The organism is Streptomyces sp. NPDC048277 (assembly GCF_040652235.1).
Taxonomy (GTDB): Bacteria; Actinomycetota; Actinomycetes; order Streptomycetales; family Streptomycetaceae; genus Streptomyces.
This window is the reverse complement of sequence record NZ_JBEZLQ010000051.1, coordinates 1-18,951: the sequence shown is the minus strand read 5'-3', so window position 1 is coordinate 18,951 and position 18,951 is coordinate 1. Positions and strand designations below refer to the sequence as shown.

Sequence of the window (18,951 nt, the reverse complement as noted above, 5' to 3'; positions counted from 1 at the left end):
CCTGAACAACCCCACCCGTTTCAGGAGGCATCATGCAACGCGCAAAGCGTCGCATCGCAACGGCTCTGTCGGCGATTGCCGGTTCGCTCCTTCTGTCACTCCCCCTGGCAACGACCGAGGCGCACGCGGCGAGCCACACCCCGATCGTGTTCGTGCACGGTCTGAGCAGCGACTCCAGCAGTTGGGACGACTGGATCGCGGACTTCGAGGCGGACGGCTACTCGTCCTCCGAGCTGTACGCGATCTCGTACGACTGGACGAAGTCGAACGTCACGACCGCCTCGACGCTGTCGACGTACATCCAGTCCGTCCTCACCAAGACCGGCGCCTCGAAGGTCGACCTGGTGGTCCACTCCATGGGCGCCCTCAACAGCCGCTACTACCTCAAGAACCTCGGCGGGACCTCGTACGTGAACCACTTCGTGTCCGTCGCCGGGGTGAACCACGGGACGAGCGTCGCCTCGCTGTGCGGGTGGCTGTACACCTCCTGCAAGGAGATGACGACCGGCAGCTCGTTCCTGACCGCCCTGAACTCCGGTGACGAGACGCCCGGCAGCGTCTCCTACGCGGCGTACTGGTCGGACTGCGACGCGGCGATCGACCCGGACACCTCGGCGGAGCTGAGCGGGGCGACCAACGTCGACGTCGGCTGCATCTCGCACACCGACATGAACAACGACTACGGCGTGTACGAGCAGGTGCGCGACTTCATCGCGTAGCACCCGCTGCGGGGGTGCGACGGGCCCGAGCGGGGGACAATCACCGTAGACCTGCTTCCGTCCGGAGGTCGTCATGCGGCTGATGTCCCTCAGTACCGGGAAACCGGTGCGGGATCCCGTCCACCACCCGCTGTTCGCCCGTTTCTACGCCCGTTACAGCGTGACCGCCGAGACCAGACTCGGTATGGCAGCGATCCGGGACACGCTGCTGTCCGGTCTGTCCGGGCGGGTGATCGAGATCGGCGCGGGCAACGGGCTCAATTTCGCGCGGTATCCCGGTTCGGTCGCGGAGGTCGTCGCGATCGAACCGGAGCGCACCCTGCGGCGGTTGGCGGTGGAGGCCGCCGTCCGCGCCGACGTCCCGGTGGACGTGGTGCCGGGTGCGGCGGAGGCCCTGCCGGTCAAGAGCGAGGCCTTCGACGCGGTGGTGCTGTCCCTGGTGCTGTGCAGTGTCCGGGATGTGCCACGGGCGCTCGCGGAGGCACGGCGGGTGCTGCGGCCGGGCGGTGAGCTGCGGTTCTTCGAGCACGGCCGGGGCGGCGGGCCGGCGATGCGGCTCGCCCAGCGGACCCTGGACCGGACGGTGTGGCCGGTGCTGAGCGGCGGCTGTCATCTGTCCCGGGCGCCGATCGCCGAGCTGCGCGCGGCCGGGTTCGAACTCGGTCCCTACCGGCCGGTGCTGATGCCGGAGAGCGGCCCCCGTCTGCCGTCCTCGTACTGCGTGCTGGGCGTGGCGCGGCGGCCCTCGGAGTCCTGATCACCGGCTCCACCGGAGCCCGGCTCCGGCGCAGAGGCTCCGGCTCACAGGCTCCAGCGGCGCAGCTCCTCGGCGATGTCGGCCACGCTCGCCTGGCCGTTCTTGACCAGCCGGGCCAGGTCGCGGACCTGCTCGGGCGAGGTGGCGACCTTGAGGCCGCTGGCGACCAGGTAGGCGTAGGCGACCGAGGACGCGAACAGGGCGTTCGAGCGCTCCAACGCCGGTACATGGATGAGGAGTTGGAGCAGCGCCGCGGCGCGTGCGTGCGGGGTGTCGTAGACGGGGACGTCGAATATCTCGGCCTGGTGCCTGGCGACGGCGGCGATCAGCGCACCCCAGTCGGTGACCTGCGGGTCACCCGGGGTCTTCTGTTCGGCGAGCATGAGGAGCCAGGCGAGGTCGATCGTCAGGTCGCTCAAGGGATCAGTGACGGCCTTCGGTCTTGTCAGGCGTGTCGGTTGCGTGCGTCTCGCCGAATTCCTCCGCGAAGACGGACTCGTACTGCTTCATGAAGTCGGCGGCGGCCTCGACGAACGTACGGCCCGCCTCACCCGTGTCCTGCATGACCAGTTCCTCTATGTAGCGGTTGACACTCATGCCCCGCGCGAGGGCGCGTTCGCGGGCCGCCTTGGCGGTGCCCTCGTCCACCCGCACGTTCAGCTGGGTCTTAGCCATACCTCGAAGCTAGCGCCGGAACGCTAGCAGCGGCAAGCGCGCATCGGAATCGAAATGTGATACCGCCTGTGGGACGGGTCACACTACGCTCGACCCGGACAAAGGGGTCGTGCGATCGGGGAGGCAGTCTTGTCCACAGCAGCTGCGGAGGCGCCCGCCGCCGACGGGACCGCGGCCCGCGCACGCGGGCTGACCAAGGCCTACGGCGCGGGTGAGACGACCGTGCTCGCGCTCGACTCGGTGGACGTGGACATCGCGCGCGGCCGCTTCACCGCAGTCATGGGCCCGTCCGGCTCCGGCAAGTCCACGCTGATGCACTGCCTGGCGGGGCTGGACACGGTGTCGGCCGGCGCGGTCTGGCTCGGCGACACCGAGATAACGGGCATGAAGGACCGCGAGCTGACGCGGCTGCGCCGGGACCGGATCGGGTTCATGTTCCAGTCGTTCAACCTGATCCCGACGCTGAACGCGGCCGAGAACATCACCCTGCCCATGGACATCGCGGGCAAGAAGCCCGACGAGAAGTGGCTGGACCAGGTCATCGACACGCTGGGCCTGCGGGATCGGCTCAAGCACCGGCCCGCGCAGCTCTCCGGCGGCCAGCAGCAGCGCGTGGCCTGTGCGCGGGCGCTGGCCTCCCGCCCCGAGCTGATCTTCGCCGACGAGCCGACCGGCAACCTGGACTCGCGGGCCGGCCTGGAGGTGCTGGGCTTCCTGCGGGAGGCCGTCGACCAGCTCGGGCAGACGGTCGTGATGGTGACCCACGACCCGGGCGCCGCCGCCCACTCCGACCTGGTGCTCTTCCTCGCCGACGGCCGGATCGTGGACCGGATGGAGGGCCCGACGGCGGACGCCGTGCTCGAACGCATGAAGCGCTTCGACGTGGGACGCGGGTCCGCGGGCCCCGAGGAGGACTGAGACCCGGTGCTCAAGGCGACCCTGCGCAGCTTCCTGGCCCACAAGGGACGGCTGATGCTGTCCGCGCTGGCCATCGTCCTGTCCGTGGCGTTCGTCGCGGGGAGCCTGATCTTCTCCGACACCGTCACCCGTACCTTCGACCGGCTGTTCGCCTCCACCTCCGCCGATGTGACGGTCGAGCCTAAGCAGGACCTCAAGTCGTCGGTACCGACCGGCGCCGTCCAGACCGTGCCGGCCGCGCTCGCGGCCGAGGTCGCGAAGGTCGACGGGGTCGCCGGGACGCACGCGGACGTGTCCGTGCAGAACATCGTGGTGGTCGACAGCCACGACAAGTCGGTCGGCCCGACCACCGGCGCCCCGACGATCGCCACGGACTGGTACCTCACCCACCGCAGCCCCGTGAAGCTCACCTCGGGACACGCCCCGCAGGGCGCCGGGCAAGCGCTCCTGGACGCGGACACCGCCGACAAGAAGCACGTGCGGATCGGCGACACGCTGACCGTGCAGGCCCAGCCCGGCACGTTCGAGGTGGAGATCGTCGGCATCGCCACCTTCACCACCACCAACCCCGGTGCGGCCCTGGTCTTCCTCGACCCGTCGGTCGCCGCGAAGGAACTGCTGGGCTCCCCCGGCCGGGCCACCAGCATCTCGGTGGACGCGGCGAAGGGCGTAACCGACGCCGAGCTCAAGCACCGTATCGGCGCGGCGATCGGGACCGGGACGTACGACCTGAAGACCGCCGACGAGCAGGCGAAGTCCTCGGCGGCGGACCTCGGCGGCTTCCTGGACGTCATCAAGTACGTGATGCTGGGATTCGCGGGGATCGCCACGCTCGTGGGCGTCTTCCTGATCGTCAACACCTTCTCCATGCTCATCGCCCAACGCACCCGTGAACTGGGCCTGTTGCGCGCGCTGGGCGCCGACCGGCGGCAGGTGCGGCGGTCCGTGCTCACCGAGGCGGTGCTGCTCGGCCTGGTCGGTTCGACGCTGGGCCTGGGCGCCGGGATCGGGCTGGCGTTCGGGCTGATCAAGCTGATGAGCGCGTTCGGAATGAACCTGAAGGCCACCGAGATGGTCATCGGCTGGCCGACGCCCGTCGCGGCGTACGTCGTGGGGGTCGGCGTCACCTTCGTCGCCGCCTATCTGCCCGCCCGGCGCGCGGCCACGGTGTCGCCGATGGCGGCCCTCGCGGACGCCGAGATCGCCGGTGTGGGCAAGCCGTTGAAGGTGCGGGCGGCCGTGGGCGGGGCCGTCGGCGCGCTCGGGGCGGCTGCCCTGGCCGGCTGCGCGGCGGCCACGAAGACCGCCTCCGCCGCCTCGCTGCTGGGCCTCGGGGTCGTCCTGACCCTGATCGCGACGGTCATCGCGGGCCCGCTGCTGGTCCGCCCGGTGATCCGGGTCCTGGGCGGGGCCTTCCCCGCCCTCTTCGGCCCGGTCGGCCGGATGAGCCAGCGCAACGCCCTGCGCAACCCGCGCCGTACCGGTGCCACCGCCGCCGCGCTCATGGTGGGGCTCGCCCTGGTCGGCGGGATGTCGGTGGCCAGCGCCTCCATGTCCAAGTCCTTCGACCAGCAGATCGACAAGACGCTGGGCGCCGACTTCACGATCCAGAACGGCAACTTCCTGCCGTTCACCAAGGAGATCACCGACAAGGTACGGGGCACCGAGGGCGTGGGTCTCGTCGTACGGCAGCGGTTCGCGCCGGTGGCGGTACGGCTGCCGGACGGCAAACGGGTCACCACGACCGCCGCCGGGTACGACGCGCAGGTCGACCAGGTCGCCCATGTCGCCTACAAGGGCGGTGACACGGCGGCGGCGCTGGCCGACGGCAGCCTCGGCATGGACGTCAACTTCGCCGAGGACCACAAGGTACGGCTCGGCAGTGTGCTCCCGGTCGAGTTCCCGGGCGGGAAGACCGCCGAGCTGACGGTGGGCGCCCTCACCGACCAGGACAGCGGCAGCGGCTTCGGCACCCAGGGCGGGCTGTTCTTCGGCATCGCGACCGTGCAGAAGTACGTCCCCGACGGGCAGGACTCGTCGTTGTACGTCAACCGGGCCCCGGGCACGACCGCGGACCGGCTCCGCAAGAACCTGGAGCGGACCCTCGCCCCGTTCCCGCAGGTGCAGGTCCGCGACCAGGCCGACTACAAGAAACTGGTCCACGACCAGATCGCCGTGCTGCTCTACCTGGTGTACGCGCTGCTCGGCCTCGCGATCGTGATCGCGGTGCTCGGGGTGGTCAACACCCTGGCCCTGTCGGTCGTGGAGCGCACCCGGGAGATCGGTCTGCTGCGCGCGATCGGGCTGGCCCGGCGGCAGTTGCGCCGGATGATCCGGCTGGAGTCGGTGGTGATCGCGGTGTTCGGCGCGGTGCTGGGGCTCGCGCTCGGCCTGGTGTGGGGCGTGTGCACCCAGCAGGTGCTGGCTCTCCAGGGTATGAAGGCCCTCGCCGTCCCGTGGGGCACGATCGTCGCGGTCGTGGTCGGCTCGGCGGTCGTGGGCATCGTGGCCGCGCTGCTGCCGGCGTTGCGTGCATCGCGCATGAATGTGCTGGCGGCCATCGCGCACGAGTGATGGAATCCCAGCGGACGACTCAAGTCACTGCCAGCTGAGGAGAGTTCATGCCGCGTCCGTTCCGCTTCGGGGTCAACCTGCTCACGCCCGCGTCGGCCGGCGAATGGCGCGCGAAGTGCCGGCGCGCCGAGGAACTCGGCTACGACGTGATCCTCGTCCCCGACCATCTCGGGATGCCCGCGCCCTTCCCGGCGCTGGTCGCGGCGGCCGGGGCGACCGAACGGCCCCGCCTCGGCACCTTCGTGCTCAACGCCGGTTTCTGGAACCCGACGTTGCTGGCCCGCGAGGTGGCGACGACCGCCGCGCTGACCGGCGGCCGGCTCGAACTCGGCCTCGGCACCGGCTACGTACAGGCCGAACACGACCGGGCCGGGCTGCCGTTCGGCTCACCGCGCGAGCGGGTGGACCACCTGCGGCGCACGGTCGAGGAGTTGCGGAAGTCGGACGAGTGCCGGGTGCCGTTGCTGATCGGCGGCAACGGCGACCGGATGCTGCGGCTGACCGCCGAGCACGCGGACATCGCCGCCTTCACGGGCGCACGGCTGGTGCCGGACAGCACGGAGGGCCGCCTGGAGCCGATCTCCGCGGCGGAACTCGACGAACGCGTCGGCCGCTACGGGGAGTTCGCGGCCGACCGCGCGGAGGCCGCCGAACGCAACCTGCTGATCCAGCTGGTGGCCGTCACCGAGGACCCCGGACCGGTGCTCGCGCCGATACTGGGGCGGCGGCCGGAGCTGACACCGGAACGGGCCCTCGCCCTGCCCATCGTCCTGGTCGGCACGCTGGAGGAGCTCGTCGCGCGGGTGCGGGGGCTGCGCGAGCGGTACGGGATCTCGTATCTGACCGTCCTGGAGCCGTCCATGGAGGCGCTGGCGCCGGTGATCGCCGCGCTGTCCGCATAGTGGAATTGGCGGGCGAACACAGCGGGCCGTGCTGGGATCACGGCATGACCGACCTGCGTATACGGGCCGCCGGGCCCGACGACATCGACGCCGTGCTCGCCTTCTGGAAGGCAGCGGCGGAGGGCACGAGCATCAGCGACGACCGCGGCGGGGTGGACCGTCTGGTCGCCCGGGATCCCGAGGCGCTGCTGCTCGCCGAGCTGGACGGTGAGCTGGTGGGCACGGTGATCGCGGGCTTCGACGGGTGGCGCTGCCATCTGTACCGGCTGGCGGTACATCCGGAGCGGCGCCGCCGGGGCATCGGCTCGGCGCTGCTGGCGGCCGCCGAGGAGCGCTTCGTACGGCTCGGCGGCCGGCGCGGGGACGCGATGGTGCTGGTGCGCAACGAGACCGCACACCATGCCTGGCGGGCGGCGGGGTACGAGCCGGAGGAGAAGTGGCGGCGGTGGGTGAAGCCGCTGGGGTCAGCCGCCGACTGAGGGACTTTGCCGATCCTTTACTATGGGGTGATCTCCGGTACGGGGATGAGTTCCCCGACGAAAGGTGTGCGAGTGTCCGCCCTGTCCGACCATGGGACGGAGGTGACCCGATGACCGAAGTGCTCCTCCTGCTGGTGGCGATCCTGCTGTCGCTCGCCTGCGGTGCCTTCGTCGCGGCCGAGTTCTCGCTGACCACGGTCGGGCGCGGTGAGCTGGAGCGGGCCGTGGCGCGCGGCGAGCGCGGCGCGGCCGGCGCCCTCAAGGCCGTACGGAACCTGACGTTCCAGCTCTCGGGGGCGCAGCTCGGCATCACGGTCACCAATCTGGTGGTCGGCATGCTCGCCGAACCCTCGATCGCCAGGCTGCTGGCCGGTCCGCTGGAGGCGGTGGGCATCCCGGAGTCGGCGGCGGGCTCCCTGGGGCTGGTGATCGGCACCGCGCTGTCCACGGTGTTCCTGATGGTCGTCGGCGAGCTGGTGCCCAAGAACTGGGCGATCTCCTCACCGCTGGCCGTGGCCAAGCGGGTGGGCAACGCCCAGCGCTGGTTCAGCGCGGCCTTCCGGCCCTTCATCACGCATCTGAACAACACCGCGAACCGGGTGGTACGGCGGTTCGGCGTGGAGCCCGCCGAGGAGCTGGCCTCCGCGCGCGGGCCCCAGGAGCTGGCCGCGCTGGCCCGGCACTCCGCCAAGGAGGGCGCGCTGGAGGCGGACACCGCCGAGCTGTTCGTGCGCACGCTGAACCTCGCCGACCTCACCGCCGAGAACGTGATGACCCCGCGCGTCCAGGTCGTCGCCCTGGAGGCCCGCGCGACCTGCGAGGACGTGGCGAACGCGACCCGGGCGACCGGCCTGTCCCGCTTCCCGGTCTACCGGGACAGCCTCGACTCGGTCGTCGGCACCGTCCACATCAAGGACATCGTGGCCATGCCCGCCGAGGCGCGGGCCCGCACCTCGGTCGCCCAGCTGATGCGGGAACCGCTGCTGGTCCCCGAGTCCCTCACCGTCGACCGCCTCCTGGACCGCCTCGGCGGCCGGCGCACCATGGCCGTCGTCATCGACGAGTACGGCGGTACGGCCGGGGTCGCCACCCTGGAGGACATCGTCGAGGAGGTCGTCGGCGAGGTCCGCGACGAGCACGACCCGCACGAGACCCCCGACCTCGCCCCCGCCGGCGCCGACGAGCAGGGCCGTGCGCTCTACTCGGCGGACGGCGCGGCCCGTATGGACCAGCTCGCCCGCGTCGGTCTGCGGGCGCCCGAGGGGCCGTACGAGACGCTGGCCGGGCTGGTCGCGACCGAGCTGGGCCGGATACCGGAGGCCGGGGACGGTGTCGAGGTCGCCGGATGGCGGCTGGAGGTGGTGGACGCCTCGGGCCGGCGGGCGTCCCGGGTGCTGCTGCACGCGCCCCTTGCCGGGGAGCAGGAGCGGGAGGGGGAGCGGTGACCGCCGTACAGCTGCTGATCGGTCTGGCGACGCTGGTCGTCAACGCGTTCTTCGTGGGCGGCGAGTTCGCGCTGATCTCCGTGCGCCGCTCGCAGATCGAGCCGCATGCCGAGGCGGGCGACCGGCGGGCCCGGAGCGTGCTGTGGGGCTTGGAGCACGTGTCCGCGCTCCTTGCCGCCGCCCAGCTCGGCATCACCCTGTGCACGCTGGTGCTCGGTGTGGTCGCGGAGCCGGCGATCGCGCATCTGCTGGAGCCGGTGTTCCACGCGGTCGGCGTGCCCGCGAGCGCGGGCCACGTCGTGTCCTTCGTGATCGCGCTGACGCTGGCGACGTATCTGCACATGCTGCTGGGCGAGATGGTGCCGAAGAACGTGGCGCTGGCCGAGCCGGTGCGCAGTGCGCTGCTCCTCGGGCCTCCCCTGGTGGCGCTGTCCCGGGCGCTGCGTCCGGTGATCTTCGCCGTCAACGCCTTCGCGAACGGCCTGCTCAGGCTGCTCCGGGTGGAGACCAGGGACGAGGTCGCCGCGACCTTCACGGACACCGAGCTCGCCGAGATCGTCAGGGACGCCAGCGAGGCGGGACTGATCGACGACCGGGCGCAGGAGCGGCTGCACGACGCCCTGGAGCTGGGCCGTCGGCCGGTGCGGGACGTGGTGGTGCCGCTGGAACGTGTCGTCTACGCGCGCGTGGGCGTCACCCCGGAGGAGCTGGAGCGGCTGTCGGCGGAGTCGGGTTTCTCACGCTTCCCGGTGGTCGACGAGGGGCGGCGGATCGTGGGCTATCTGCACGTCAAGGACGCGCTCGACGCCTCGCCCCGGGACGAGGCGTTCCGGCTGCGGGACATGCGGCCCATCGCGCGGGTGCGCGAGGACAGCCCGCTGGACGACGTACTCACCGCGATGCGCGGCAGCCGTACCCATCTGGCGGGCGTGCTCGGCGACGACGGGCTGCTCGCCGGGCTGGTGACCATGGAGGACGTGCTGCGGGAGCTGTTCGGGCAGCACGCGTAGACCTGCGGAAAGCGGTCCGGGAAGCGGCCCGGGGAGCGGGCCAGGGCCTCCGGGGAGCGACCGACCGACGGGTATGAGCCCCGGGATACCATTCCTGTCGCCATGCAGAAGAACCCGGTGCTTCCCGCACACTCCAGCCTGGTCGCGATCGGCGACTCCTTCACCGAGGGCATGTCGGACCTGGCGTCCGACGGCTCCTACCGCGGCTGGGCCGATGTCCTCGCCGGACGGATGGCCGCCCGCACCCCCGGCTTCCGCTACGCGAACCTCGCGGTGCGCGGCAAGCTGATCGGCCAGATCGTCGAGGAGCAGGTGGACGTGGCGGTCGCCATGCGGCCCGATGTGATCACGCTGGTCGGCGGCCTCAACGACACGCTGCGCCCGAAGTGCGACATGGACCGGGTCCGGGGTCTGCTCTCCGAGGCGGTGGAGCGGCTGGCGCCGGCCTGCGAGCAACTGGTGCTGATGCGCAGCCCCGGCCGTCAGGGCCCGGTCCTGGAGCGGTTCCGGCCACGTATGGAGGAGCTGTTCGACTGCGTCGACGAGCTGGCCGCACGCCATGGCGCCGTCGTGGTCGACCTGTACGGCGCGCCCTCGCTCTCCGATCCCCGGATGTGGGACGTGGACCGGCTGCATCTGACGCCCGAGGGGCACCGCCGGGTCGCCGAGGCGGTCTGGCAGACCCTCGGCTACGACCCCGAGGACACCGAGTGGCGCACGCCGATGGCGGCCACGGCGCCGCCCGGCTGGGTCGCGCGCCGGGTCGAGGACGCCCGCTTCACGAAGCAGTACCTGCTGCCGTGGATAGGCCGCCGCCTCACCGGCCGCTCCTCCGGCGACGGCCGCGCGCCGAAGCGGCCCGAGCTGCTGCCGTACGAGGCATAGCGTCGCGCCCGTGACCGCTCGGCCGGCCACGGGCGCGCGCCCACGCGGCGGTGGCCGCACATCGGTACAGTCCCGGGCCCCTTCAGGGCGCTCCCGAACCGGGGGGACTTCGCCCGGCCCGCTCAGCCGGCGGCCACGGGCTCCGATGCGGGGGCCTGGTTCGGCACGTGCGCGAGGTCGTACGCGCTCTCCTTGTGCAGATGCGCGTCGATGCCCTCCTGCTCGACCTCGGGCCGCACCCGCAGCCCCATCGTCGCGTCCAGTGCCTTGGCGATGACCCAGGTCACGGCGAAGGAGTAGAACAGCACGGCGAAGGCGCCCACCGCCTGCTTGCCCAGCAGGGCGAAGCCGCCGCCGTAGAACAGGCCGTCGACGCCGTTCGGGGCCTCGGAGGTGGCCAGGACGCCGACGAGGAGGGTGCCGGTGAGACCGCCGACGAGGTGGATGCCCACGACGTCGAGCGAGTCGTCGTAGCCCAGGCGGTACTTGAGGCCGACGGCGAGAGCGCACACCACGCCGCCGATCGCGCCGAGGACCAGCGCGCCGAGCGGGGAGACCGCGCCGCAGGACGGGGTGATGGCGACGAGGCCGGCGATGGCGCCGGAGGCGGCGCCGAGGCTGGTGGCGTGGCCGTCGCGGAACTTCTCCACGACCAGCCAGCCGAGCATCGCCGAGCAGGTGGCGGTGAAGGTGTTGAGGACGACGACCGAGGCGGCGTTGGAGGAGGTGAGCGCGGAGCCGCCGTTGAAGCCGAACCAGCCGAACCACAGCAGGCCGGCGCCGAGCATCACCAGCGGCAGGTTGTGCGGCCTCTCCGCGGCGCCCTCCTTCTTCCAGCCGAGGCGTCTGCCGAGGACGAGGATCATCGCCAGGGCCGCCGCACCGGAGTTGATGTGCACGGCGGTACCGCCCGCGAAGTCGATGGCGCCGAGCTTGTTGACGATCCAGCCGCCCACGACGCCCTTGCCGTCGAAGGCGAACACCCAGTGGGCGACCGGGAGATAGACCAGCGTCACCCAGATCCCGGTGAAGGTCATCCAGGCCCCGAACTTGATGCGGTCCGAGATCGCACCGCAGATGAGCGCGGCGGTGAGCGCCGCGAACAGGGCCTGGAAGGCGGCGAAGACCGACAGCGGGATGGTCGCCTTGGGGTCGTCGGCCATGACGCCCTTCAGACCGAGGTACTCGGTGACGTCACCGAGGATCCCCGCACCCCCGAGGGAGTTCCCGAACGCGGCCGAGTAGCCGTAGACGACCCAGATGCAGCCGACCAGGGCGACCGCGCCGAACGTCATCATGATCATGTTGAGGACGCTCTTGGCGGCGACCATGCCGCCGTAGAAGAGGGCGAGTCCCGGCACCATCAGACAGACGAGTGCCGTGCTCGCGAGCATCCACGCGGTACTTCCGGTGTCCATGCGCACGCTCCACAAACAAGTCGAACCGAAGGAAACTTCGTTTCACACCAGTAGACCGGGGGTGCGTTACAGGCCGACTCCACGGCGAATTAAGGCCGGGTTTCAGTGCTGGGGGCTGTCCCCGAAGGCCGTCACCGTGAGGAAGCGGATCGGCAGTTCGACCAGGCGTTCGGGGCCGTGCGGGGCCTCGCCGTCGAACTGGAGGGCGTCGCCGGGGCGCAGGGTGTAGCTGGCCTTGCCGTGGCCGTAGACCATGACGCCCTCCAGCATGTAGAGGAGTTCGGTGCCGCCGTGCTGGAAGAGCGGGAAGACCTCGCTCCGCTCGGTGAGGGTGACCAGCAGGGCGTCCATCCGCTTGTGGGCGCCCCGCAACGAGCCGAGCTGGGCGTACTCATGGCCGACGCGGGTGCCGCGCCGGACGATCCGGGCGCCGTGACCGGCCGGCACGAAGACCGCCTCGCGGTCGTCGTCCATGCCCCGGAACAGGGCGGTGACCGGCACGTCGAGTCCGCGCGCGAGCCGCGAGAGAGTGGTGAGGCTGCAGGCGGTCTGGGCGTTCTCGATCTTCGACAGCATGGCCTTGGAGATCCCGACGCGCTGCGCCATCTCCCCGACCGAGAGCCCGGCCGCCTGCCGGTATTCGCGGGTGCGGACCGCGATGATCCGTTCCAGCGCCTTGTCGTCGAAGGCGTCGCCGCCTTCAAAGCCTTCGCCCTCTGTCTGCTGCTCGGTCACCGGCGCATCCTAGCCCGCGCGTTCGAGCCGGAACCTCGGATGGGGCTCGGCCCGGCCGGTCGCCAGGTCGGCCGCCATCGCCCCGATGAGCGGGGCGAACTTCGCGCCGTGCCCGGAGCACGGCGAGACGATGACGAGCGGGCCGTGCCGGTCGAGGACGAAGTCCTCGCCGGGGGTGGTGGTGTAGAGGCAGGTCGCCTCGGCGACCGGTTCGGGGTCGAGGCCCGGCAGCCGGTCGCGGACGAAGCCGCTCACCCGTGTCCGGGACGCTGGGTCGGCCACCCCGCTGCGGGTACGGGCCGTGGTGGGCGTGCCCCGGTCGTGCTCGGCCACCTTCATGGCCGGCAGAAAACCCCCGTCACTGCCCGACGGCAGCCCGAAGACCTGCATGTCCGCGTCCTTGGTGACCAGGATCGGCCACCGCTCGCCCGGCTCACGCTGCCGGAAGTGGAAGACCTGCTGCTGGGTCACCGCCAACGGCGGGAGCGTGACGGGCAGTTCGAGCTCGGGCAGCCAGGGCCCGGCCGCGATCACCGCGGTGTCGGCGGCCAGTTCACGGCCGTCGTCGGTGCGCAGCAGCACCGTGCCGCCCGGGCCGGCCTCGATGTCCGTCACCCGTGCGCCGATGACCGCGTCCGCCCCGTGCTCGATCGCCCCGCGTACACAGGCGGCGACGGTCTGGTCCGCGTCCAGCACGCCCGCGCCCGGGTGGTACAGGACCGGGCCGGTGAACCGGATGTACGGCCAGCGCTCGCGGGCGGCCTCCGCGACGAGGAGTTCATGCGGCACTCCGGCCGCCGCCAGCACCTGGGCGAGCCCTTCCGGGTCCCGCCCCTCCCCCAGGTCCAGCCCGCCGGTGGTCCGCAGCAACGGGGTCGAGGTGTCCTCCTCCAGCGCACGCCACTCCTCGTACGCCCGCCCCGTCAGCCGGACGTAGAAGGGATCGGCGTACGCATGCCGGAAGATGCGCGAACTCCCGTGGGAACTGCCCCGCTTGTGGCCGATGTCGTACGCCTCGATCAGGGTGACCCGGTGGCCGCGCCGGGCGAGCTGCCAGGCGGTGGCCGCGCCCATGAGCCCGGCGCCGACGACGGCGATCACCGGCCCGCTCCCGGGATCCAGTCGGTACCGGCGAGCGGCACCCGGGCCATGGCGGCGGACTCGATGGTGAGGGCGACCAGGTCCTCGGGTTCGAGATGGAGGAGGTGGGCCTTGCCGCAGGCGCGGGCCAGGGTCTGGGCCTCCATGGTCATCACCCGCAGGAAGTTGGCGAGCCGCCGGCCGCCCTCGACGGGGTCCAGCCGGGCGGCGAGTTCCGGGTCCTGGGTGGAGATGCCGGCCGGGTCGCGGCCGTCCTGGTAGTCGTCGAAGTAGCCTGCGGCGGAGCCGAGTCGACGGTAGTCGGCGTCGTACCGGGGATGGTTGTCGCCGAGCGCGATGAGCGCCGCCGTCCCGATGGCCACCGCGTCCGCCCCGAGGGCGAGGGCCTTGGCCATGTCGGCGCCGGAGCGAATGCCGCCGGAGACCACCAGCTGCACCTCCCGGTGCACGCCGAGTTCCTGGAGCGCGCGCACCGCCTGCGGCAGGGCGGCGAGCGTCGGGATGCCGACGTGCTCGATGAAGACGTCCTGGGTGGCGGCCGTACCGCCCTGCATACCGTCGACCACCACGACGTCGGCGCCCGCGTGGACGGCCAGCTTCACGTCGTAGTACGTCCGGGTCGCGCCCACCTTCACATAGACCGGCTTCTCCCAGTCGGTGATCTCGCGCAGTTCGAGGATCTTGATGGCGAGGTCGTCGGGTCCCGTCCAGTCGGGGTGCCGGCAGGCACTGCGCTGGTCGATGCCGACGGGCAGCGTCCGCATGCCGGCGACCCGTTCGGTGACCTTCTGCCCGAGCAGCATGCCCCCGCCGCCCGGCTTGGCGCCCTGCCCGAGAACGACCTCGATGGCGTCGGCGGCGCGCAGGTCGTCGGGGTTCATGCCGTAACGGGACGGCAGGTACTGGTAGACGAGGTGCTTGGAGTGCCCGCGCTCCTCGGGGGTCATACCACCGTCGCCGGTGGTCGTGGAGGTCCCGACCTCACTGGCACCCCGGCCGAGCGCCTCCTTGGCCTGGGCGGAGAGGGCGCCGAAGCTCATTCCGGCGATGGTGACGGGGGTGGCGAGCCGCAGCGGGTGCTTCGCGTGCCGGGTACCGAGCACCACGTCGGTGTCGCACCGCTCGCGGTAACCCTCCAGCGGATAACGGGACATGGAGGCGCCGAGCAGCAGGAGATCGTCGAAGTGCGGCAGGCTGCGCTTGGCACCCCAGCCGCGGATGTCGTAGATGCCGGTGTCGGCGGCGCGCTGGATGGCATGGATGGTGGCACGATCAAAGGTGGCCGACTCACGCAGACCATGGGATGCGGGTTCCAAGGTTCAGTTCCTTTTGAGTAGGGCGAGTTGTGTCTTTAGGGGCGCGAGGAACTGCGCGACCAGCCACGACGGTCCCGCGGTCGACAACGGCGCTAGTACGCAGCCGAGTTGTCGATCTTGAAGTGATACAACTCCCTGGCCGAGCCGTACCGGCGAAACTCCCCCGGCTCCTCGTCCCGCTCCGCCGCCTTCAACAACTCGGCCAGTTCCGCGAGGTGTTCACCCCGCATCTCCTTCTCCACGCAGTCGGCGCCCAGCGATTTGACCCCACCGCGCACATAGATCCGCGCCTCGTACAGCGAGTCCCCGAGCGCATCCCCCGCGTCCCCGCAGACGACCAGCCTCCCGGCCTGCCCCATGAACGCGCTCATATGACCGACGTTTCCGCCGACCACGATGTCCACGCCCTTCATGGAGATCCCGCAGCGCGCCGACGCGTCCCCGTCGATCACCAGCAGCCCTCCATGGGCCGTGGCTCCCGCCGACTGGGAGGCGTTCCCCCGCACCCGGACCGTCCCGGACATCATGTTCTCGGCGACCCCGGTCCCCGCGTTGCCGTGCACGGTCACCGTGGCGTGCTGGTTCATGCCGGCGCAGTAGTAGCCGACATGGCCCTCGATGTCGACGGTGAGGTTGTCCCGGACACCGCAGGCGACGGCGTGCGCACCGCGCGGGTTGACCACCCGCCACTCGTCGGCGTCCGGCGCGTGCAGGGCCTGGTTGAGCTCCCGCACGGGCGTCGTCGCCAGGTCGATCAGCGTCGCCATACGTACACCTCTTCCGGCTCGGGTTCGAAGATGCGGGCGTTCTCGATGCCCGGCAGGACGTCCAGCGCCCGGTACTCGGAGGCCATCGCCACCCAGTCGGCGGTCTCCGCGACCAGCGCCGGCTTGCAGGCGATGGCGTCCCGGACCACCGCGAAGGAGTCACCGGTGGACACCAGCAGCGTGTAGAAGCCGTCGAACCGCTCGCACAGCAGCTTCAGCGCCTTCTCCAGGTCGGCGCCCTGCGCCAACTGGTGCGCGACAAAGCGGGCTCCGACCTCGGAGTCGTTCTCGCTGTCGAACTCCACGCCCTGGGCGCGCAGTTCACGTCGGATGGTGGCGTGGTTGGCGAAGGAGCCGTTGTGCACCAGGCACTGTCCGGGTCCCACGGAGAAGGGGTGGGCGCCCTCGGGCGTGACCGCCGACTCGGTGGCCATGCGGGTGTGTCCGACTCCCTGCCAGCCGGTCACACCGGCGAGTCCGAAGGCCGCGGCCAGCTCCACCGGGTTCCCGGTGCCTTTCAGTACGGCGCATCCCTCGCCGGAGCCGATCACCCGGGCGTGCGGCAGCACGGCGGCGAGGTGTGCGGCCTCCGCGTGTACGACCGTCGTCGCGTCGGCGTCATGGGCGACCGTCCCCGGCAGCGCCGCCTCGACCTCGGCCTTCGACGTGCCCAGCAGGGACACCACGTTCCGGCCGGGCGGCGACAGCCGTGGATCGCCGTAGACGGCGACACCCGCCGAGTCCGGCCCCCGTTCGACGACCTGTCCCAGCATCGCGGCGAGGAGTTCGCCCAGCCGGGGTTCGAGAGCGGGCTCCCGCAGATGGAGCCCGACGATTCCGCACATACCGAGTCCCTTCAGAAGGCGGTCAGATAGCGGTCCAGCTCCCACGCGCCGACCGTGGAATGCCAGTCGAAGAACTCCTCGCGCTTGAGGTCGGCGAAGTACCGGCTCACTCCCGGCCCGGCGGCGTCGAGGGTGCCGCTGATCACGTCGTCGGCCTGGAGGGCCTCGACGGCGTGCAGCAGGGTGGGCGGGAGTTCCGGCCCCTTGCTCCCGGCCCCCGGCTCGCCCGGGTCCAGGCCGCGTTCGATGCCGTCGAGCCCGGCGGCCAGGGCGGCGGCAGCGGCGAGGTAGGGGTTGGCGGCGCCGTCGCCGCCGCGCAGTTCGATGCGGTTGCCGTCGGGGACGCGGACGAAGTGGGTGCGGTCGTTGCCGCCGTAGCCCGCGACGCGCGGCGACCAGGTGGCGCCCGAGCGGGTCGAGACGGCGCCGGTCCGCTTGTACGAGTTGACGGTGGGCGCGATGACGGCCTGGAGGGCCCGCGCGTGCTCCAGGATTCCGGCGACGAAGGAGTAGGCGAGCGGGGAGAGGCCGAGACCGCGTGCGTCCGTCCCGTCGGGGAAGGCCGGCTCGCTCCCCCGCCACAGCGACATGTGCAGATGCATGCCGGTGCCGGTGCGGTCGGTGAACGGCTTCGGCATGAACGTGGCGGTCATGCCGCGCTGTTCGGCGAGGACCGACACCAGGTACCGCATGGTGATGACCCGGTCGGCGGTGGTGAGGGCGTCGGCGTGCTTGAAGTTCTGCTCGAACTGGCCGTTGCCGTCCTCGTGGTCGTTGGCGTAGTTGCCCCAGCCGAGGCTGTTCATCGCGGTGGAGACGGCGGTGAGGTGGTCGTACATCCGGGTCAGCCCGCGGGCGTCGTAACAGGGCTGCGGGGCGGTGTCCTTGCCGTCGGCGACGCTGAGCACGCCGTGCTCGTCCCGGTTGACCAGGAAGTACTCGACCTCGGCGCCGACGGCCAGGGAGAGACCCTGCGCGGCGGCGCGCTCCAACTGCGTGCGCAGGACGACGCGCGGGGCGTACGGCCAGGGCTCGCCCTCGACGTACGGGTCGCAGTGGACCAGCGCGAGCCCGGGTTTGACGAAGGGGAGCGGGGTGTACGAGGAGGCGTCGGGGCGGGCGATGACGTCCGGGTCGCTGGGGAGCTGGCCGAGCGCGCCGGCCGCGTATCCGGCGAAGCCGACGCCGTCGTCCCGCAGTTCGCCCACGGCCTGGGCGGGGACGAGCTTGGCGCAGGGCTTGCCGGTCAGGTCGACGAAGACGGCGAGCACGAATTCGATGCCGTCGTCCTGGACCAGTTGGACCAGGTCGGCCGGATCGGCGTGGGCGTTCGTCATGGGGGCCTCCCGCGAGGTGTCCACTGACATGAATCACTGTTGCACACCAGTAGACAGGCGGTGCGTTACGGCGGGATTTCCGTCCGGGAAGTTCCCCGTAAGCCGAAAGCCGGTCACCGCCCCCGAAGGGGCGATGACCGGCCATGACGGAGCGTCAGGAGACGTCCACGGGCGGCTTGTCGGCGGCGACCGCCGATGTCCGCCCGTCGGCGGCCACCCAGAGCGGCTTGAGCCGGTAGGTCAGCAGATACAGGACCACGCCCGCGCCGGCCGCGACGAACATGCTCAGGTCACCCGCGCCCGGATACGCCTTCGAGAACGGACCCGTGTAGAAACTGGACTGCCAGAACGGCACCGACGCCACCACCCCGCCCGCCCAGGCCACAAAACCCCAGTCCAGCACCCGGCGCCGGTCGTACAGCTCCTCGACCCGCGACGGATCCGAACGGCCGCCCAGATAGAAGTCCAGCAGCAGCACCGCCGCGAACGGAGCGATGAAGTACGCCGTCAGGTTCAGGAACACCTTGAACTTGGCCTCCGTACCCGACTCACCCCACAGACTGATCACATACGCCAGCAGACAGATCACCGTCACCGCCTGCGACCGGGAAACCGGGATCTTCAGCGTCTGCACGGAGATCGCCCCGCCGTAGACGTTCAGGAAGTTCTGCGCCAGCGCCGACAGGCCCACAGCCAGCAGGGCGGGGACGGCGAACGGGCCCGCCAGCTCGTGCAGTGCGGTGATCGAGTCAGAGCTGGTCGCGCTGCCGCCGACGACCACACCCAGGATGCCCAGCCAGCAGATGGTGACGAAGTTCCCCAGCCCGGTGTACCACGCGGTACGCGAGACCACCTCCGGAGTATCGGGGAGATACCGCGAGTAGTCCGAGGCGAACGGCGCCCACGCCACCAGGAACGACAGGAACCAGCCGCCGAAGGTCACCCAGCCCCCCGTGGCCCCGATATAGCCCGCAGCATGCGGGTCAGCGTGGAAGAGACTGCCGCCACGCACCACCGCGACCACCGTGATCAGCAGGAACAACGGGGTCAGCACATACGTCAGCACCC

18 protein-coding genes and 1 pseudogene are annotated in these 18,951 nt (G+C 71.2%); 9 read left to right on the top strand and 10 right to left on the bottom strand.

What is annotated here, in order from left to right; genetic code table 11:
- The first annotated feature begins 32 nt into the window (after nt 1–32).
- Nucleotides 33–719 (top strand): triacylglycerol lipase, encoded by a 687-nt coding sequence (locus tag AB0D85_RS50495; RefSeq protein ID WP_362337861.1) that lies wholly within the window; start codon nt 33–35, stop codon nt 717–719.
- 73 nt (nt 720–792) lie between these two features.
- On the top strand, nt 793–1,476 hold the full coding sequence (locus AB0D85_RS50490; RefSeq protein ID WP_362337858.1) for a class I SAM-dependent methyltransferase: 684 nt from the start codon (nt 793–795) through the stop codon (nt 1,474–1,476).
- 44 nt (nt 1,477–1,520) lie between these two features.
- Here AB0D85_RS50490 and AB0D85_RS50485 read toward each other — a convergent pair whose 3' ends face one another.
- On the bottom strand, nt 1,521–1,895 hold the full coding sequence (locus tag AB0D85_RS50485) for a fic family toxin-antitoxin system, toxin component (protein WP_362337855.1): 375 nt from the start codon (nt 1,893–1,895) through the stop codon (nt 1,521–1,523).
- A 4-nt stretch (nt 1,896–1,899) separates the two neighbouring features.
- Entirely contained in the window at nt 1,900–2,151 is a 252-nt protein-coding gene (locus tag AB0D85_RS50480) for a toxin-antitoxin system HicB family antitoxin (protein ID WP_362337852.1), read from the bottom strand.
- Between the two features lie 129 nt (nt 2,152–2,280).
- On the opposite strand from AB0D85_RS50480, the gene AB0D85_RS50475 reads away from it, so the two are divergent.
- The 7 genes from AB0D85_RS50475 (at nt 2,281) to AB0D85_RS50445 (ending at nt 10,364) form a co-directional block, all read left to right on the top strand.
- On the top strand, nt 2,281–3,069 hold the full coding sequence (locus AB0D85_RS50475) for an ABC transporter ATP-binding protein (RefSeq protein WP_362337849.1): 789 nt from the start codon (nt 2,281–2,283) through the stop codon (nt 3,067–3,069).
- A gap of 6 nt (nt 3,070–3,075) precedes the next feature.
- Nucleotides 3,076–5,643, top strand: coding sequence for an FtsX-like permease family protein (locus AB0D85_RS50470; protein ID WP_362337846.1), 2,568 nt, complete (start codon nt 3,076–3,078; stop codon nt 5,641–5,643).
- Between the two features lie 47 nt (nt 5,644–5,690).
- Nucleotides 5,691–6,545, top strand: a complete 855-nt coding sequence (locus AB0D85_RS50465; RefSeq protein WP_362337843.1) for a TIGR03621 family F420-dependent LLM class oxidoreductase — start codon at nt 5,691–5,693, stop codon at nt 6,543–6,545.
- Between the two features lie 44 nt (nt 6,546–6,589).
- Complete coding sequence (locus tag AB0D85_RS50460; RefSeq protein ID WP_362337840.1) at nt 6,590–7,024, top strand: GNAT family N-acetyltransferase; 435 nt, start codon at nt 6,590–6,592, stop codon at nt 7,022–7,024.
- A gap of 110 nt (nt 7,025–7,134) precedes the next feature.
- Complete coding sequence (locus tag AB0D85_RS50455) at nt 7,135–8,469, top strand: hemolysin family protein (RefSeq protein ID WP_362337837.1); 1,335 nt, start codon at nt 7,135–7,137, stop codon at nt 8,467–8,469.
- Nucleotides 8,466–9,479, top strand: a complete 1,014-nt coding sequence (locus AB0D85_RS50450) for a hemolysin family protein (RefSeq protein ID WP_362337834.1) — start codon at nt 8,466–8,468, stop codon at nt 9,477–9,479. The genes AB0D85_RS50455 and AB0D85_RS50450 overlap by 4 nt, the downstream gene beginning before the upstream one ends.
- Before the next feature lie 102 nt (nt 9,480–9,581).
- On the top strand, nt 9,582–10,364 hold the full coding sequence (locus AB0D85_RS50445) for an SGNH/GDSL hydrolase family protein (RefSeq protein WP_362337831.1): 783 nt from the start codon (nt 9,582–9,584) through the stop codon (nt 10,362–10,364).
- Between the two features lie 122 nt (nt 10,365–10,486).
- Here AB0D85_RS50445 and AB0D85_RS50440 read toward each other — a convergent pair whose 3' ends face one another.
- The 8 genes and pseudogenes from AB0D85_RS50440 to AB0D85_RS50405 form a co-directional block, all read right to left on the bottom strand.
- The gene (locus tag AB0D85_RS50440) at nt 10,487–11,782 is read right to left on the bottom strand and encodes an ammonium transporter (protein ID WP_362337828.1); all 1,296 of its coding nucleotides are present in this window, start codon (nt 11,780–11,782) and stop codon (nt 10,487–10,489) included.
- Between the two features lie 102 nt (nt 11,783–11,884).
- Nucleotides 11,885–12,454, bottom strand: coding sequence for an XRE family transcriptional regulator (locus AB0D85_RS50435; RefSeq protein ID WP_362337893.1), 570 nt, complete (start codon nt 12,452–12,454; stop codon nt 11,885–11,887).
- A gap of 72 nt (nt 12,455–12,526) precedes the next feature.
- The gene (locus AB0D85_RS50430; protein ID WP_362337825.1) at nt 12,527–13,618 is read right to left on the bottom strand and encodes an FAD-dependent oxidoreductase; all 1,092 of its coding nucleotides are present in this window, start codon (nt 13,616–13,618) and stop codon (nt 12,527–12,529) included.
- Nucleotides 13,615–14,934, bottom strand: coding sequence for an FMN-binding glutamate synthase family protein (locus AB0D85_RS50425; RefSeq protein WP_362337822.1), 1,320 nt, complete (start codon nt 14,932–14,934; stop codon nt 13,615–13,617). The genes AB0D85_RS50430 and AB0D85_RS50425 overlap by 4 nt, the downstream gene beginning before the upstream one ends.
- Before the next feature lie 92 nt (nt 14,935–15,026).
- Nucleotides 15,027–15,701: a glutamate synthase gene (locus AB0D85_RS50420; RefSeq protein ID WP_362337819.1), complete on the bottom strand. Its 675-nt coding sequence runs from the start codon at nt 15,699–15,701 to the stop codon at nt 15,027–15,029.
- The gene (locus AB0D85_RS50415) at nt 15,689–16,546 is read right to left on the bottom strand and encodes a glutamine amidotransferase (RefSeq protein WP_362337816.1); all 858 of its coding nucleotides are present in this window, start codon (nt 16,544–16,546) and stop codon (nt 15,689–15,691) included. The genes AB0D85_RS50420 and AB0D85_RS50415 overlap by 13 nt, the downstream gene beginning before the upstream one ends.
- Nucleotides 16,547–16,557: 11 nt before the next feature.
- Complete coding sequence (gene glnT, locus AB0D85_RS50410) at nt 16,558–17,883, bottom strand: type III glutamate--ammonia ligase (protein ID WP_362337813.1); 1,326 nt, start codon at nt 17,881–17,883, stop codon at nt 16,558–16,560.
- A gap of 154 nt (nt 17,884–18,037) precedes the next feature.
- Nucleotides 18,038–18,951, bottom strand: a pseudogene (locus tag AB0D85_RS50405) (cytosine permease); the annotation flags it as partial.